Origin of the sequence: Kineococcus gurbantunggutensis (assembly GCF_050871925.1) — a bacterium.
Lineage (GTDB): Bacteria > Actinomycetota > Actinomycetes > Actinomycetales > Kineococcaceae > Kineococcus.
In genome coordinates, this window is record NZ_JBJLSG010000007.1 from 27,377 (window position 1) to 41,556 (window position 14,180).

Consider the following 14,180-nt stretch of genomic DNA (forward strand, 5'->3'; position numbering starts at 1 on the left):
TGCACGACCGGAGACACGATGAAGGTCAAGCCGAGCGTCAAGAAGATCTGCGACAAGTGCAAGGTGATCCGGCGTCACGGCCGAGTCATGATCATCTGCGAGAACCTGCGCCACAAGCAGCGCCAGGGCTGATCGCACCCCCCGCCGCCGGGCCCCGCAGCCGGCGGCACCCATCGCAGCACCCGCCCTCCCGGTGACCACCGGGACGGGCGACACCCCCGGTCGGAGGCCGGGGACCCGCCCGACGAGAGCGGGAGCGGTGCTGCGGCAGACCTCCGCGACAGAAGAGGGACCACCGCAATGGCACGTCTCGTCGGTGTCGACCTCCCCCGCGAGAAGCGGCTGGAGATCGCGCTCACCTACATCTACGGCGTCGGGCGCACGCGCGCCCAGGAGACGCTGACCGCGACGGGCGTCAGCCCGGACCTGCGCGTCCGCGACCTGACGGACGACGACCTGGTCGCGCTGCGCGACCACATCGAGGGCAACTACCGCGTCGAGGGCGACCTGCGCCGCGAGGTGGCCGCCGACATCCGCCGCAAGGTCGAGATCGGCACCTACCAGGGTCTGCGGCACCGCCGCGGCCTGCCCGTCCGCGGGCAGCGCACCAAGACCAACGCGCGCACCCGCAAGGGCCCGAAGCGCACGGTGGCCGGCAAGAAGAAGGCCGGCCGCAAGTAAGGCGCGCGCGGCCCCCCGGGCCGCCTCGCGAGCCGCGCACCGGCTCGCCCTCGAACTCAGTCGTCGCAGTCCACCAGGAGACCGGACACCATGCCTCCCAAGAGCCGCCAGGCCACGGCGACGCGCAAGCCGCGTCGCAAGGAGAAGAAGAACGTCGCGCACGGCCACGCGCACATCAAGTCGACGTTCAACAACACGATCGTCTCGATCACCGACCCGACCGGTGCGGTGATCGCCTGGGCGTCCGCCGGCCAGGTCGGCTTCAAGGGGTCGCGCAAGTCCACCCCGTTCGCCGCCCAGATGGCCGCCGAGGCCGCCGCCCGCCGCGCCCAGGAGCACGGCATGCGCAAGGTCGACGTCTTCGTCAAGGGTCCCGGCTCCGGCCGCGAGACCGCGATCCGCTCCCTGCAGGCCACCGGCCTCGAGGTCGGCGCGATCCAGGACGTCACCCCCAGCCCGCACAACGGCTGCCGGCCGCCCAAGCGCCGGCGCGTCTGACCCGGTGACGGTGGCCGGGCCCGCCCCTGGACGGGGCGGGCCCGGTACCTCCCGACCGGCCTGCGCGCCGGTCCAGCCAGCCAGACCCCGTCGGTGGACCGATGCTGACGGGCGTGCGGGGCGTCATATGGCGGACGCCCGCGGGAAGGAACCTCCGTGCTGATCGCACAGCGCCCCACCCTCACCGAAGACGTCGTCGACGAGTACCGCTCGCGCTTCGTCATCGAGCCCCTCGAGCCCGGCTTCGGGTACACCCTCGGGAACTCGCTGCGCCGCACCCTGCTGTCCTCGATCCCGGGCGCGGCCGTGACCAGCCTGCGCATCGACGGCGTGCTGCACGAGTTCACCAGCGTGCCGGGGGTGAAGGAGGACGTCACCGAGATCGTCCTCAACGTCAAGAACCTCGTCGTCTCCTCCGAGCACGACGAGCCCGTCGTGATGTACCTGCGCAAGCAGGGTCCGGGCGCCGTGACCGCCGCCGACATCGCGCCCCCGGCCGGTGTCGAGGTGCACAACCCCGACCTGCACATCGCGACCCTCAACGGCAAGGGCAAGCTGGAGGTGGAGCTGACGGTCGAGCGCGGCCGCGGCTACGTCTCCGCCGCCCAGAACAAGTCCGGCGAGCAGGAGATCGGCCGCATCCCGGTCGACTCGATCTACTCCCCGGTCCTGAAGGTGACGTACAAGGTCGAGGCGACCCGCGTCGAGCAGCGGACGGACTTCGACCGCCTCGTCGTGGACGTGGAGACCAAGCACGCCATCACCCCGCGCGACGCCGTCGCCTCGGCCGGCAAGACGCTGGTGGAGCTGTTCGGCCTGGCGCGCGAGCTCAACGTCGAGGCCGAGGGCATCGACATGGGCCCCTCGCCCACCGACGCCGCGCTGGCCGCCGACCTCGCGCTGGAGATCGAGGCGCTGGACCTCACCGTCCGCTCCTACAACTGCCTCAAGCGCGAAGGCATCCACAGCGTCGGCGAGCTGGTCTCGCGCAGCGAGGCCGACCTGCTCGACATCCGCAACTTCGGGCAGAAGTCCATCGACGAGGTCAAGGCCAAGCTGGTCGGCATGGGCCTGCACCTGAAGGACTCCCCGCCCGGGTTCGACCCGAGCACCGCCGTCAACGACTTCGAGGAGGACGACTCGTCCTTCGCCGAGGACGAGCAGCTCTGACCGTCCGCTGACCGTCGCCCCCACGACCGGGCGACGGCGACCCCGAGGAGATCGACAACCATGCCCACCCCCACCAAGGGTCCGCGGCTCGGCGGCGGGCCGGCCCACGAGAAGCTCATCCTCGCCAACCTGGCGACGCAGCTCTTCGAGCACCGCAGCATCACCACGACCGAGGCCAAGGCCCGCCGCCTGCGCCCGTTCGCGGAGAAGCTGATCACCTTCGCCAAGAAGGGCGACCTCGCCTCGCGCCGCCAGGTCATGAGGACCGTGCGCGACAAGTCCGTCGTGCACTTCCTCTTCACCGAGATCGGCCCGGCGATGGCCGAGCGCAACGGCGGCTACACCCGCATCGTGAAGATCGGCCCGCGCAAGGGCGACAACGCCCCCATGGCGGTCATCCAGCTCGTCATGGAGCCGGTCAGCGCCAAGCAGGCCACCGTGCGCGAGGCCGAGCAGGCCGCCGCCAGCGCCGCGGCGGCCTCCGCCGCGGTCGCCGCCGACGCCGAGGCCGGTTCGGCCGCGGCGGAGGAGCCGGTCGAGGCCGGCAGCGTGGACCAGCCCGACACCCTGCCCGACCAGGGTGCCGAGGTCGACGCCGCCGAGGCTGACCCGAGCGACGAGGCCGCCGGCACCACGCCGGTGACCTCCACCGAGGGCACCACCGAGGACAAGGTCTGAGCGCCACCCCCTCGCACGCCGACGAGCCCGTCCTCCCCACCGGGGAGGGCGGGCTCGTCCGCTCTGGCGCCGGCGGTGCGGACGCCGCGGCGGGCGGTGCGGACGCCGCGGCCGGAGCGGCGCAGGCGGTGCGGCTGCGCCTGGACCTCGGCTACGACGGCACCGGGTTCGCCGGCTGGGCCGAGCAGCCCGGCCTGCGCACCGTGCAGGGCGAGCTGACGCGCGCCCTGGGGCGCGTGCTGCGCCTGGAGCCGCCCCCGCGCGCCACCGTGGCCGGGCGCACCGACGCCGGCGTGCACGCGCGCGGCCAGGTCGTGCACGTGGACGTGCCGCCCGCGGCGCTGGCCGCCGCGCCGGGGCGCTCGGGCTCCACCCCCGAGGTCGCCCTCGTGCGCCGGCTCGCCGGGGTGCTGCCGCCCGACGTGCGCGTGCACGCCGTGCGCCGGGCGCCGGCCGGCTTCGACGCGCGCTTCTCCGCGCTGCGGCGCCGCTACGCCTACCGGGTCAGCGACCACCCCGCCGGCGCGCCGCCGTTGCGCCGCCACGACGTGCTGGCCCACCGCCGGCCGCTGGACGCCGCCGCCATGGACGCCGCCGCGCGCTCCCTGGTGGGCCTGCACGACTTCGCCGCGTACTGCCGGCCCCGCGCCGGGGCCACCACCGTGCGCACGCTGCTGGCGTACTCCTGGCGGCGCGAGGAGCAGGGCCCCGACGCCGGGCTGCTGGTGGCCGACGTGCGCGCCGACGCCTTCTGCCACTCCATGGTCCGCGCCCTGGTGGGCGCCGCGCTGGCCGTGGGGGAGGGCCGGCGCGAGGTCGACTGGCCCGCGCGCGTGCTGGGCCTGGCCGTGCGCGACCCCGCGGTGGCCGTCGTGGCCGCGCACGGGCTGTGCCTGGAGGAGGTCTCCTACCCGGCCGACGCCGACCTGGCCGCCCGCGCCCGCGAGGCGCGCGCCGTGCGCTCGCTGCCCGGCGCCGCGCCGCCCTGAGCCGCCCCGCGCGGCCCCGGGGCCCCCGGAGCGGCCCCGGCGGCTCCCCGGGTGCCGCGGGGCCGGTTCGGGGGCCGGGACGGGCGTGGGGCACCCTTGCGCCGTGCCCACGCTCGTGCTCGTCCGCCACGCCAAGGCGGACACCCCCGTCGGCCTGCAGGACATCGCCCGCCCGCTGACCGAGCGCGGCCGCGCCGACGCGGTCGCCGCCGGGCGGTGGCTGGCGGACAACGTCGCCGCACCGGACCTGCTGGTGACCTCGCCCGCCCGCCGCACCGAGGAGACGACCGCCCGGCTGCTGGACGCCTGGTGCGTCGCGCCGGTCGTCGTGGACGAGGAGCGCGTCTACGAGGCCTCCCTGGGCGACCTGCTGCGCCTGGTGCGCGGCCTGGACACCGAGCGCCCCGACGCCGTCGTGGTCCTGGTCGGGCACAACCCCGGCCTGAGCGCCCTGCTGGAGTCCCTCACCGGCGAGGTGCAGCAGCTGCGCACCGCCGGGATCGCGGTCGTGGACGTGGCGGGGGAGTGGGCCGACGCGGACAGCACGAGCTGCTCCCTGCGCACCACCCGCACCCCGCGCGCGTGAGGCCGTCCCCGGCCCGCGGGCCCGCCGCGGCCCCGGCGGGAAAACCGGGCGCGCCGCGCGCCGGCGCCCGGGCAGACTGACCGCCCGTGGGTCACGTCGACGTCCAGGCCGTCAGCCACGAGCTGCCCGACGGGCGCCCGCTGCTGCACGAGGTCTCCTTCCGCGTCGCCGACGGCACCACCACGGCGCTGGTGGGCCCCAACGGCACCGGCAAGACCACGCTGCTGCGGCTGGTGGCCGGCGACGAGCCGCTGCAGTCCGGGGCGGTCGCCCGCAGCGGCGGGCTGGGCGTGATGCGCCAGTTCGTCGGCTCGGTGCGCGACGCCACGACCGTGGGCGAGCTGCTGGTCTCCGTGGCGCCGCCGGCGCTGCGCGCGGCCGCGGCCGCCGTGGACGCCGCCGAGCTGGCGATGCTGGAGACGGACGCCGAGCGCGAGCAGATGCGCTACGCGCAGGCGCTGGCCGACTTCGGCGACGCGGGCGGCTACGACGCCGAGGTCGGCTGGGACGAGTGCACCGCCGCCGCGCTGGGGGTGGGCTTCGAGGCCTGCCGCCACCGGCTCGTGCGCACCCTCTCCGGCGGCGAGCAGAAGCGCCTGGTGCTGGAGGCGCTGCTGCGCGGGCCCGACGAGGTGCTGCTGCTCGACGAGCCGGACAACTACCTGGACGTGCCGGGCAAGCGCTGGCTGGAGGAGCAGCTGCGGGCCACGGCGAAGTCGGTGCTGCTGGTCAGCCACGACCGCGAGCTGCTCTCGGCCGCCGCCGACCGCATCGTCACGCTGGAGCCGGGCGCGCTGGGCGCGGTCTCGTGGGTGCACGGCGGCTCGTTCACCACCTACGGGCAGGCGCGCGCCGCGCGCGGGGAGCGGCTGGAGGAGCTGCGCCGGCGCTGGGACGAGGAGCGCGCGAAGCTGCGCACCCTGGTGCTCACGCTGCGGGAGAAGGCGAAGTTCAACGACGGCGTCGCCTCGCGCTACGCGGCCGCGCAGACCCGCCTGGCGCGCTTCGAGGAGGCCGGCCCGCCGCAGGCGCCGCCGGCCTCGCAGGACGTGCGCATGCGCCTGCGCGGGGGGCGCACCGGCAAGCGGGCGGTGGTCTGCGAGCGGCTGGGGCTGACGGGGCTGATGCAGCCCTTCGACGCGGAGCTGCACCTGGGCGACCGGGTGGCGGTGCTGGGCTCCAACGGCTCGGGCAAGTCGCACTTCCTGCGGCTGCTGGCCGCCGGCGGCTCGGACCCGGACCCCGAGCACGCCCCCGTCGACGAGCACCCCGTGGCGCCGGTGCCGCACACCGGCTCCGTGCGCCTGGGCGCGCGGGTGCGGCCGGGCTGGTTCGCGCAGACCCACGAGCAGCCGGCGCTGGTGGGGCGCACCCTGCTGGACGTGCTGCACCGCGGCACCGCCCACCGCGGCGGGCTGGACCGCGAGGCGGCCGCGCGGGCGCTGGACCGCTACGGGCTGGCGGGCGCCGCCGAGCAGCGCTTCGAGCACCTGTCCGGCGGGCAGCAGGCCCGGCTGCAGATCCTGCTGCTGGAGCTGTCCGGCGCCACGCTGCTGCTGCTGGACGAGCCGACGGACAACCTGGACCTGCACTCGGCCGAGGCGCTGGAGCAGGCGCTGGCCGCCTTCGAGGGCACCGTGGTGGCCGTGACGCACGACCGGTGGTTCGCCCGCGGCTTCGACCGCTTCCTGGTCTTCGGCGCCGACGGGCGGGTCGCCGAGAGCGCCGAACCGGTCTGGGACGTGGCCCGGGTGGCCCGCGCGCGCTAAGCCGCCGCCGGCGGCGCCACCAGCCGTTTTGACCCTTCGGCGATCGGGCGGGTAACGTCATGGGTCGTTGTGCCCACGCAGTGCCTGTCGGCTTTGAGCCCCGCAACGGGGGACCGGAGCGGGCGGCCCCGAGCGCGGGCCCGTTCCGCAATCGTCTCGAGGAGATGGGCAAGCCCCGTGCGCACGTTCACCCCGAAGCCCGGCGACATCGACCGCCGCTGGCTCGTCATCGACGCGGAGGACGTCGTCCTGGGCCGCCTCGCGTCGCAGGCGGCCATCCTCCTCCGCGGCAAGCACAAGCCGACCTTCGCGCCGCACGTCGACGGCGGCGACTACGTCGTCATCGTCAACGCGGCGAAGGTGGCCCTCACCGGCTCCAAGCGCGACCAGAAGATCGCCTACCGCCACTCCGGCTACCCGGGCGGCCTGAAGGCGACCAACTACGTCGACCTGCTGGAGAAGAGCCCGGAGAAGGCCGTCGAGAAGGCCATCCGCGGCATGCTGCCGAAGAACTCGCTGGGGCGGCAGGTGCTGGCCAAGCTCAAGGTCTACGCCGGCCCCGAGCACCCGCACGCGGCGCAGCAGCCGCAGCCCTTCGAGCTGACCCAGGTCGCGCAGTGAGCACTGCGCCCACTGCGAACTGACTGAGGAGAACCGTGGCCGAGTACACCACCGAGACCGTCGACGACATCACCGAGTCCGACGAGTTCACCGGCACCTACACCAGCGAGTCCGCGCAGCCGCAGACCGGCGGCAGCAGCGTGATCGCCCCCGGCGGGGCCACCGGCCGCCGCAAGGAGGCGATCGCCCGCGTGCGCATCGTCCCCGGCTCGGGCAAGTGGTCGATCAACGGCCGTGAGCTCGAGGGCTACTTCCCGAACAAGGTGCACCAGCAGCTCGTCAACGAGCCGTTCCGGGTCACCGCGCTCGAGGGGGCCTTCGACGTCATCGCCCGCATCCACGGCGGCGGCAGCTCCGGCCAGGCCGGTGCGCTGCGCCTGGGCGTGGCCCGCGCGCTCAACGCGATCGACCTCGAGGCCAACCGCCCGGCGCTGAAGAAGGCCGGGTTCCTGACCCGCGACCCGCGCGCCACCGAGCGCAAGAAGGCCGGTCTGAAGAAGGCCCGCAAGGCGCCGCAGTTCAGCAAGCGCTGATCCGGGCCCGTCACGACGGGCACGCGCAGCAGCAGTGAGGCAGCACCACGACGGCCCCGGGGGACATCCGCCCCCCGGGGCCGTCGTGGCGTCAGGACGGGTTCGACCGAGTGGGGGAACAGGCGCAGTGGGACGGCTCTTCGGCACCGACGGGGTGCGCGGTCTGGCCAACGTGGACCTGACGGCGGACATGGCCCTGGGCCTGTCCGTCGCCGCGGCCACCGTGCTCGTGGACGCCGGCGGCGAGACGCACCCGCGCGCCCTGGTCGCGCGCGACCCCCGGGTGTCGGGGCAGTTCCTCTCCGCGGCCGTCGTCGCCGGCCTGGCCAGCGCCGGCGTGGACGTGCTCGACGTGGGCGTGGTGCCCACCCCGGCGCTGGCGCACCTGGTGCAGACCTCCGGCGCCGACTTCGGCGTCATGCTCTCCGCCTCGCACAACCCCATGCCCGACAACGGGCTGAAGATCTTCGCCCGCGGCGGCGTGAAGCTGCCCGACGAGGTCGAGGACGCCGTGGAGCGGGAGTTCCGCGCCGGTGCCGGGCGCCGTCCCACCGGCGCGGCGGTGGGCCGCGTGCACTCCGGCCCCGACGTCGAGCAGGACGCCGCCGACACCTACGCCGCGCACCTGCTGGCCTCGCTGCCGCACTCCCTGGAGGGCCTGCACGTCGTCGTGGACTGCGCCAACGGCGCCGCCAGCGCGATCGCCCCGCGGGTGCTGGCCGAGGCCGGCGCGCGCGTGACCACCCTGTTCGCGCACCCCGACGGGCTGAACATCAACGACGGCTGCGGCTCCACCCACATGGGCCCGCTCACCGAGGCCGTGCTGGCCCACGGCGCCGACGTCGGCATCGCCCACGACGGCGACGCGGACCGCTGCCTGGCCGTGGACGCCGCCGGGAACGTCGTCGACGGCGACCAGATCCTCGCGGTGCTCGCGCTGGCGCTGCGCGACCGCGGCGAGCTGGTGGACTCCACCCTGGTGGCCACCGTCATGAGCAACCTGGGCCTGCGCCTGGCCATGCGGCGCGAGGGCGTGCGCCTGGTCGAGACGGGCGTGGGCGACCGCTACGTGCTGGAGGCGCTCAGCGCCGGCGGCTGGAGCATCGGCGGCGAGCAGAGCGGCCACGTCGTGCTGCCCGCGCACGCCACCACCGGCGACGGGGTGCTGACCGCGCTGCACCTGCTGGCGCGCGTGGCGCAGACCGGCCGGTCGCTGGCCGAGCTGGCCGGCGTCGTCGAGCGCCTGCCGCAGGTGCTCGTCAACGTCCCCGGCGTGGACAAGTCCCGCGCCGGGCAGGACGAGGCCCTGGCCGCGGCCGTGGCCGCGGCCGAGGCCGAGCTGGGCGAGACCGGGCGCGTGCTGCTGCGCCCCAGCGGCACCGAGCCCCTCGTGCGCGTCATGGTCGAGGCCGCCCGCACCGAGCACGCGCAGCAGATCGCCGACCGCCTCGCCGGGGTCGTGCAGCAGCGCCTGGCCCTCTGAGCCGGGCCCCCGGCCCGCCGCGCCCGGGCGGGCGGCTCAGAGCTTGCGCAGCCGCACCTGCTGCACCGAGTGGTCGGCGCCCTTGCGCAGCACGCAGGTGGCCCGCCCGCGGGTGGGGCGCACGTTCTCCACGAGGTTCGGCTCGTTGATGTCCGCCCAGATGCGCTCCGCGCGCGCCACGGCCTGCTCGTCGGTGAGCTCGGCGTAGCGGCGGAAGTACGACTCCGGCCGGCTGAAGGCGGTGCGGCGCAGCTCCAGGAAGCGCGACACGTACCAGGAGCGCACGTCGTCGGTGCGCGCGTCGACGTACAGCGAGAAGTCGAAGTAGTCGCTGACGGCCACGCCCTGGGTGCCGTCGGCGCGCACCCGCGCCGGCTGCAGCACGTTCAGGCCCTCCACGATGAGCACGTCCGGGCGGCGCACCACGGCCTCCTCGCCCGGCACGATGTCGTACGTCAGGTGCGAGTACACCGGGGCGCGCACCTCCGCGGCCCCGGACTTCACCGAGGAGACGAAGCGCAGCAGCGCCCGGCGGTCGTAGGACTCCGGGAACCCCTTGCGGTGCAGCAGCCCGCGCCGCTCCAGCTCCGCGTTGGGCAGCAGGAACCCGTCGGTGGTGACCAGCTCCACGCGCGGCGTCTCCGGCCAGTGCGAGAGCAGCTCGCGCAGCACGCGCGCCGTGGTGGACTTGCCGACCGCCACCGACCCGGCCACGCCCACCACGAAGGGGGTGCGCCGCGCCCGCTCGCCCAGGAACGTCGAGGTCGCCGCGTGCAGGCTGCCGGTGGCGCGCTCGTACAGCGTCAGCAGCCGCGACAGCGGCAGGTACACCTCCTCCACCTCGCGCAGGTCCACGCGGTCGCCCAGGCCGCGCAGGCGCGCGACGTCCTCGGCGGTCAGCGTCATCGGGGTCGAGGCCCGCAGCCGGCTCCACTCGTCGCGGTCCAGCACCACGTAGGGGGAGTGCTCCGACGCCTCGCGCTGCAGCTCCCGGTGCGTCCCGGGCGCGTCGTCGCGGCGCCGCGGCGGCGCCGCCGCCAGCGGGGTCCCGGGCAGTGGTCCGGCCGTGCTCACCGGCGGCACGGTACCCCGTGCGGGTGGACGGCCCGCGCGCTCGCCCGTCCGGGGGAGGCGGGCGCGCGCCCCCGGCGCGCACGGGTGACGCCCGGCCCCGGCTCCACCGGCGCACGGGTCGCGGACCGTAACCTGTCGGGCATGTGCGGCATCGTGGGCTACGTCGGGCGACCCGGGACACCGGGCGCGGCAGCGGGGGGCGGCGCGGCCGTGGCCCTGGAGGGGCTGCGGCGGCTGGAGTACCGCGGGTACGACTCCGCCGGCATCGCCGTCGTCAGCGACGGGGCCGTGGCGGTGCGCAAGCGCGCCGGCAAGCTCGCCAACCTCGTGGAGCTGCTGGACGCCGACCCGCTGCCGCAGGCGCACACCGCGATCGGGCACACCCGCTGGGCCACCCACGGCGGCCCCACCGACGCCAACGCGCACCCGCACGTGGACGGCACCGGCCGCGTGGCCGTCATCCACAACGGCATCGTGGAGAACTTCGCGGCGCTGCGCGGCGAGCTGCGCGAGGCCGGCGTGGAGTTCACCAGCGAGACCGACACCGAGGTCGTCGCGCACCTGCTGGGCGCCCAGCTGGGGCGCACCGGCGACCTCACCGAGGCCATGCGCGCGGTGTGCCTGCGCCTGGAGGGTGCCTTCACGCTGCTGGCCGTGCACGCCGACGCCCCCGGCGTCATCGTCGGCGCGCGCCGCAACTCCCCCCTCGTGGTGGGCCTGGGCGAGGGGGCGAACTACCTCGGCTCGGACGTGGCCGCCTTCATCGCCCACACCCGCGAGGCCCTGGAGCTGGGCCAGGACCAGGTCGTGACCATCACGCCCGAGTCCGTCGAGGTCGTCGGCTTCGACGGCGCGCCCGCGCAGGGCCGGCGCTTCCACGTGGACTGGGACGCCTCCGCCGCCGAGAAGGGCGGCTTCCCCTCCTTCATGGCCAAGGAGATCCACGACCAGCCGCAGGCCATCGCCGACACCCTGCTGGGCCGCACCGACGCCGCCGGGCGCCTGCAGCTGGACGAGATGAAGATCTCCGAGGCGGAGCTGCGCAGCGTCGACAAGATCGTCGTCATCGCCTGCGGCACCGCCGCCTACGCCGGGCAGGTGGCCAAGTACGCCATCGAGCACTGGTGCCGCATCCCGGTGGAGGTGGAGCTGGCCCACGAGTTCCGCTACCGCGACCCGGTGGTCTCCGAGCGCACCCTGGTGGTGGCGATCTCGCAGTCCGGCGAGACCATGGACACGATCATGGCGGTGCGGCACGCGCGCGAGCAGGGCGCCAAGGTGCTGGCCATCTGCAACACCAACGGCTCCACCATCCCGCGCGAGTCCGACGCCGCGCTGTACACGCACGCCGGCCCGGAGATCGCGGTGGCCTCCACCAAGGCGTTCCTGGCGCAGATCACCGCCTGCTACCTGCTGGGGCTGTACCTGGCGCAGCTGCGCGGCAACAAGTTCGCCGACGAGGTCGCCGAGGTCCTCGCGCAGCTGCACGAGGTCCCCGGGCAGGTCCGCCAGGTGCTCGACGGCCTGGAGCAGGTCCGCGAGATCGCCCGGTACATGGCCGACACCCGCTCGGTGCTCTTCCTGGGCCGCCACGTCGGCTACCCGGTGGCCATGGAGGGCGCGCTCAAGCTCAAGGAGCTGGCGTACATCCACGCCGAGGGCTTCGCCGCCGGCGAGCTCAAGCACGGCCCCATCGCCCTGGTCGAGCCCGGCCAGCCGGTGTTCGTGGTCGTGCCCAGCCCGCGCGGGCGCGACTCGCTGCACTCCAAGGTCGTCTCCAACATCCAGGAGGTGCGCGCGCGCGGAGCCCGCACCCTGGTGATCGCCGAGCAGGGCGACACCGACGTGGAGCCGTACGCGGACGTGGTCATCCGCATCCCGCGCACCTCCACGCTGCTCTCGCCGCTGCTGGCGGTGGTGCCGCTGCAGGTGTTCGCGTGCGAGCTGGCCACCGCCAAGGGCCTGGACGTGGACCAGCCCCGCAACCTGGCCAAGTCCGTCACCGTCGAGTGAGCACCCGCCCGCGCCCGCGCTGAGGGCACCCCGCCGGGGGCGGCCCGGACCCCTCGTGGGACCGTGGCCGCCTGCGGAGGGGGGACGAGCGTGATCGTCGGAGTGGGCATCGACGTCGTCGACATCGCCCGGTTCGTGCGCCAGGTCGAGCGCACGCCGCGGCTGCTGGAGCGGTTGTTCGGCGACGGCGAGCGCGGCCTGCCCGCCGAGTCGCTGGCCGCGCGCTTCGCCGCCAAGGAGGCCGTCGCCAAGGCGCTGGGCGCACCGGTGGGCCTGGTGTGGCGCGACGTGGTCGTCGAGCGCGAGGACGGGCACCGCCCCGAGATCGTCGTGCGCGGCAGCGCCGAGCGCATCGCCCGCGAGGCCGGCGTGGAGCGCTTCCACCTCTCCCTCTCGCACGACGCCGGCATCGCCACCGCGATGGTCGTCGCCGAGGGCCGCTGACCCCTGCGCGAGCCGGGCCGCCGAGCGGGCGGGCCGGGCCCGGGGCGCCGAGGTGCCGGTGGCCGCCACCGGTGCCAGGGTCGGAGCCGTGATCGAAGCCCACGCCGTCGCCGACGTCCGCGCCGCGGAGCGGGCCGTGATGGCCACCGTGCCCGAGGGCACCCTCATGCAGCGCGCCGCCGCCGCCCTGGACGCCGAGTGCGCCGCGGTGCTGCGCGCCGCCACCGGCCGCGTCACCGGCCGCCGCGTCGTCGTGCTCGCCGGCTCCGGCGACAACGGCGGCGACGCCCTGCTCACCGCCGCCCGCCTGGCCGGGCGCGGGGCCGGCGTGCTCGCGCTGACCACCGCGCCCGCCGTGCACGCGGAGGGCCTGCGCGCGGCCCTGGCCGCCGGGGTGCGCGTGCGCCCCTGGGACGGGGACGGCCCCGCCGCCTGCCGCGCCGCGGACCTGCTGCTCGACGGCGTCGCCGGGATCGGCGGGCGCGGCGGGCTGCGCGCGCCCCTGGACGGGCTGCCCGCCGCGCTGGCCGGCGCCGGCGCGGACGGCCCCGTCGTCGTCGCCGTGGACGTGCCCAGCGGCCTGGACGCCGACCGCGGCGCCGTGGAGGGCGGCGTGCTAGCCGCCGACGTCACCGTCACCTTCGGCACCGCCAAGCCCGCGCACCTGCTGGCCCCGGCCGCCGCCCGCTGCGGGCGCCTGGTCGTCGCCGACATCGGCGTGCGCGGGCAGCTGCCCGCCCCGGCGGTGCGCCGCGTGGAGCCCGCCGACGTCGCCCGCGGCTGGCGCCGTCCCGGCCCGGGGGACGACAAGTACTCCCGCGGCGTCGTCGGCGTCGTCGCCGGCGGCCCGGACTACACCGGCGCCGCCCTGCTGGCCGTGGACGCCGCCGTGCGCGCCGGCGCGGGCATGGTGCGCTACCTCGGGCCCGAGCACCCCACCGAGCTGGTGCGCCACCACCGCCCCGAGGCGGTCGCCGGCCCCGGCCGCGTGCAGGCGTGGGTCCTCGGGCCGGGGGTCTCGCCCGAGGACGGCGAGCAGGGCGCGCGCGTGCGCGAGGCCCTGGCCTCCGGCGAGCCCGCCGTCGTGGACGCCGGCGCGCTGGCCGGGCTGCCCGGGCTGCTCGACGGCCTCGGCCCCCAGCACGTGCTCACCCCGCACGCCGGGGAGCTCTCGCGCCTGCTGGACGCGCTGGGCGAGGACGTGCCGCGCGTCGCGGTCGAGGCCGACCCGCTGCCGCACGCGCGCCGCGCCGCCGCCGCCACCGGCGCCACCGTGCTGCTGAAGGGGTCGGTGACCACCGTCGCCGGCCCCGACGGGCGGGTGCTGACCGCGGCCGCCGCGCCCGCGTGGCTGTCCACCGCCGGCGCCGGCGACGTGCTCGCCGGGGTCCTCGGCGCCGCCCTGGCCTCCCGGGCCGCCGAGCTGGCCGCGGACCCCGCGCTGGCCGCGGACGTGGCCGCCGAGGCCGCGGTGCTGCACGGCTGGGCGGCCGAGCTGGCCAGCGCGGGCGGGCCGCTGACGGCGCTGGACGTCGCCGAGGCGGTGCCGGCGGCGCTGACGTCGCTGCCGGGCTGGTGAGCCGGGCCCGCGGCCCGGGGCGGGGGAGGGGCGCGCGGGTCCGGGTACCGTCGGAGGCGTGG

Annotated in this window: 15 protein-coding genes; 14 read left to right on the forward strand and 1 reads right to left on the reverse strand. The window is 76.1% G+C overall.

Features of this window, described 5'->3' with window-relative positions:
* The first annotated feature begins 18 nt into the window (after nt 1-18).
* The 11 genes from rpmJ to glmM all read left to right on the forward strand — a co-directional run bounded on the left by rpmJ (nt 19) and on the right by glmM (nt 9,008).
* Nucleotides 19-132 (forward strand): 50S ribosomal protein L36, encoded by a 114-nt coding sequence (gene rpmJ, locus ACRYR7_RS02210; RefSeq protein WP_012084954.1) that lies wholly within the window; start codon nt 19-21, stop codon nt 130-132.
* A 168-nt stretch (nt 133-300) separates the two neighbouring features.
* On the forward strand, nt 301-681 hold the full coding sequence (rpsM, locus tag ACRYR7_RS02215; RefSeq protein WP_166609805.1) for a 30S ribosomal protein S13: 381 nt from the start codon (nt 301-303) through the stop codon (nt 679-681).
* Nucleotides 682-771: 90 nt separating this feature from the next.
* The gene (gene rpsK / locus ACRYR7_RS02220) at nt 772-1,179 is read left to right on the forward strand and encodes a 30S ribosomal protein S11 (RefSeq protein WP_106209584.1); all 408 of its coding nucleotides are present in this window, start codon (nt 772-774) and stop codon (nt 1,177-1,179) included.
* A 156-nt stretch (nt 1,180-1,335) separates the two neighbouring features.
* Nucleotides 1,336-2,349: a DNA-directed RNA polymerase subunit alpha gene (locus tag ACRYR7_RS02225; protein ID WP_432570423.1), complete on the forward strand. Its 1,014-nt coding sequence runs from the start codon at nt 1,336-1,338 to the stop codon at nt 2,347-2,349.
* Between the two features lie 60 nt (nt 2,350-2,409).
* Nucleotides 2,410-3,027 (forward strand): 50S ribosomal protein L17, encoded by a 618-nt coding sequence (gene rplQ, locus ACRYR7_RS02230; protein ID WP_432570424.1) that lies wholly within the window; start codon nt 2,410-2,412, stop codon nt 3,025-3,027.
* Between the two features lie 128 nt (nt 3,028-3,155).
* Entirely contained in the window at nt 3,156-4,016 is an 861-nt protein-coding gene (truA, locus tag ACRYR7_RS02235; RefSeq protein WP_432570425.1) for a tRNA pseudouridine(38-40) synthase TruA, read from the forward strand.
* Between the two features lie 103 nt (nt 4,017-4,119).
* Nucleotides 4,120-4,602, forward strand: a complete 483-nt coding sequence (locus tag ACRYR7_RS02240) for a SixA phosphatase family protein (protein WP_432570426.1) — start codon at nt 4,120-4,122, stop codon at nt 4,600-4,602.
* A gap of 86 nt (nt 4,603-4,688) precedes the next feature.
* Nucleotides 4,689-6,371, forward strand: a complete 1,683-nt coding sequence (locus tag ACRYR7_RS02245) for an ABC-F family ATP-binding cassette domain-containing protein (protein ID WP_432570427.1) — start codon at nt 4,689-4,691, stop codon at nt 6,369-6,371.
* A gap of 177 nt (nt 6,372-6,548) precedes the next feature.
* Nucleotides 6,549-6,992, forward strand: a complete 444-nt coding sequence (gene rplM, locus ACRYR7_RS02250) for a 50S ribosomal protein L13 (protein ID WP_432570428.1) — start codon at nt 6,549-6,551, stop codon at nt 6,990-6,992.
* Between the two features lie 35 nt (nt 6,993-7,027).
* On the forward strand, nt 7,028-7,525 hold the full coding sequence (gene rpsI / locus ACRYR7_RS02255) for a 30S ribosomal protein S9 (RefSeq protein ID WP_432570429.1): 498 nt from the start codon (nt 7,028-7,030) through the stop codon (nt 7,523-7,525).
* A gap of 127 nt (nt 7,526-7,652) precedes the next feature.
* Nucleotides 7,653-9,008 (forward strand): phosphoglucosamine mutase, encoded by a 1,356-nt coding sequence (gene glmM / locus ACRYR7_RS02260; protein WP_432570430.1) that lies wholly within the window; start codon nt 7,653-7,655, stop codon nt 9,006-9,008.
* A gap of 36 nt (nt 9,009-9,044) precedes the next feature.
* Here the strand turns inward: glmM and coaA are convergent, their stop codons facing one another.
* Nucleotides 9,045-9,995 carry a type I pantothenate kinase gene (gene coaA, locus ACRYR7_RS02265; RefSeq protein ID WP_432570455.1) on the reverse strand — a complete coding sequence of 317 codons (951 nt, stop codon included), beginning with the start codon at nt 9,993-9,995 and terminating at the stop codon, nt 9,045-9,047.
* 228 nt (nt 9,996-10,223) lie between these two features.
* On the opposite strand from coaA, the gene glmS reads away from it, so the two are divergent.
* From glmS to ACRYR7_RS02280, 3 genes are all read left to right on the forward strand, one after another.
* Nucleotides 10,224-12,095 carry a glutamine--fructose-6-phosphate transaminase (isomerizing) gene (gene glmS, locus ACRYR7_RS02270; RefSeq protein ID WP_432570431.1) on the forward strand — a complete coding sequence of 624 codons (1,872 nt, stop codon included), beginning with the start codon at nt 10,224-10,226 and terminating at the stop codon, nt 12,093-12,095.
* 90 nt (nt 12,096-12,185) lie between these two features.
* Nucleotides 12,186-12,539 (forward strand): holo-ACP synthase, encoded by a 354-nt coding sequence (locus ACRYR7_RS02275; RefSeq protein ID WP_432570432.1) that lies wholly within the window; start codon nt 12,186-12,188, stop codon nt 12,537-12,539.
* An 88-nt stretch (nt 12,540-12,627) separates the two neighbouring features.
* Complete coding sequence (locus ACRYR7_RS02280; protein ID WP_432570433.1) at nt 12,628-14,118, forward strand: NAD(P)H-hydrate epimerase; 1,491 nt, start codon at nt 12,628-12,630, stop codon at nt 14,116-14,118.
* Nucleotides 14,119-14,180: the final 62 nt, after the last annotated feature.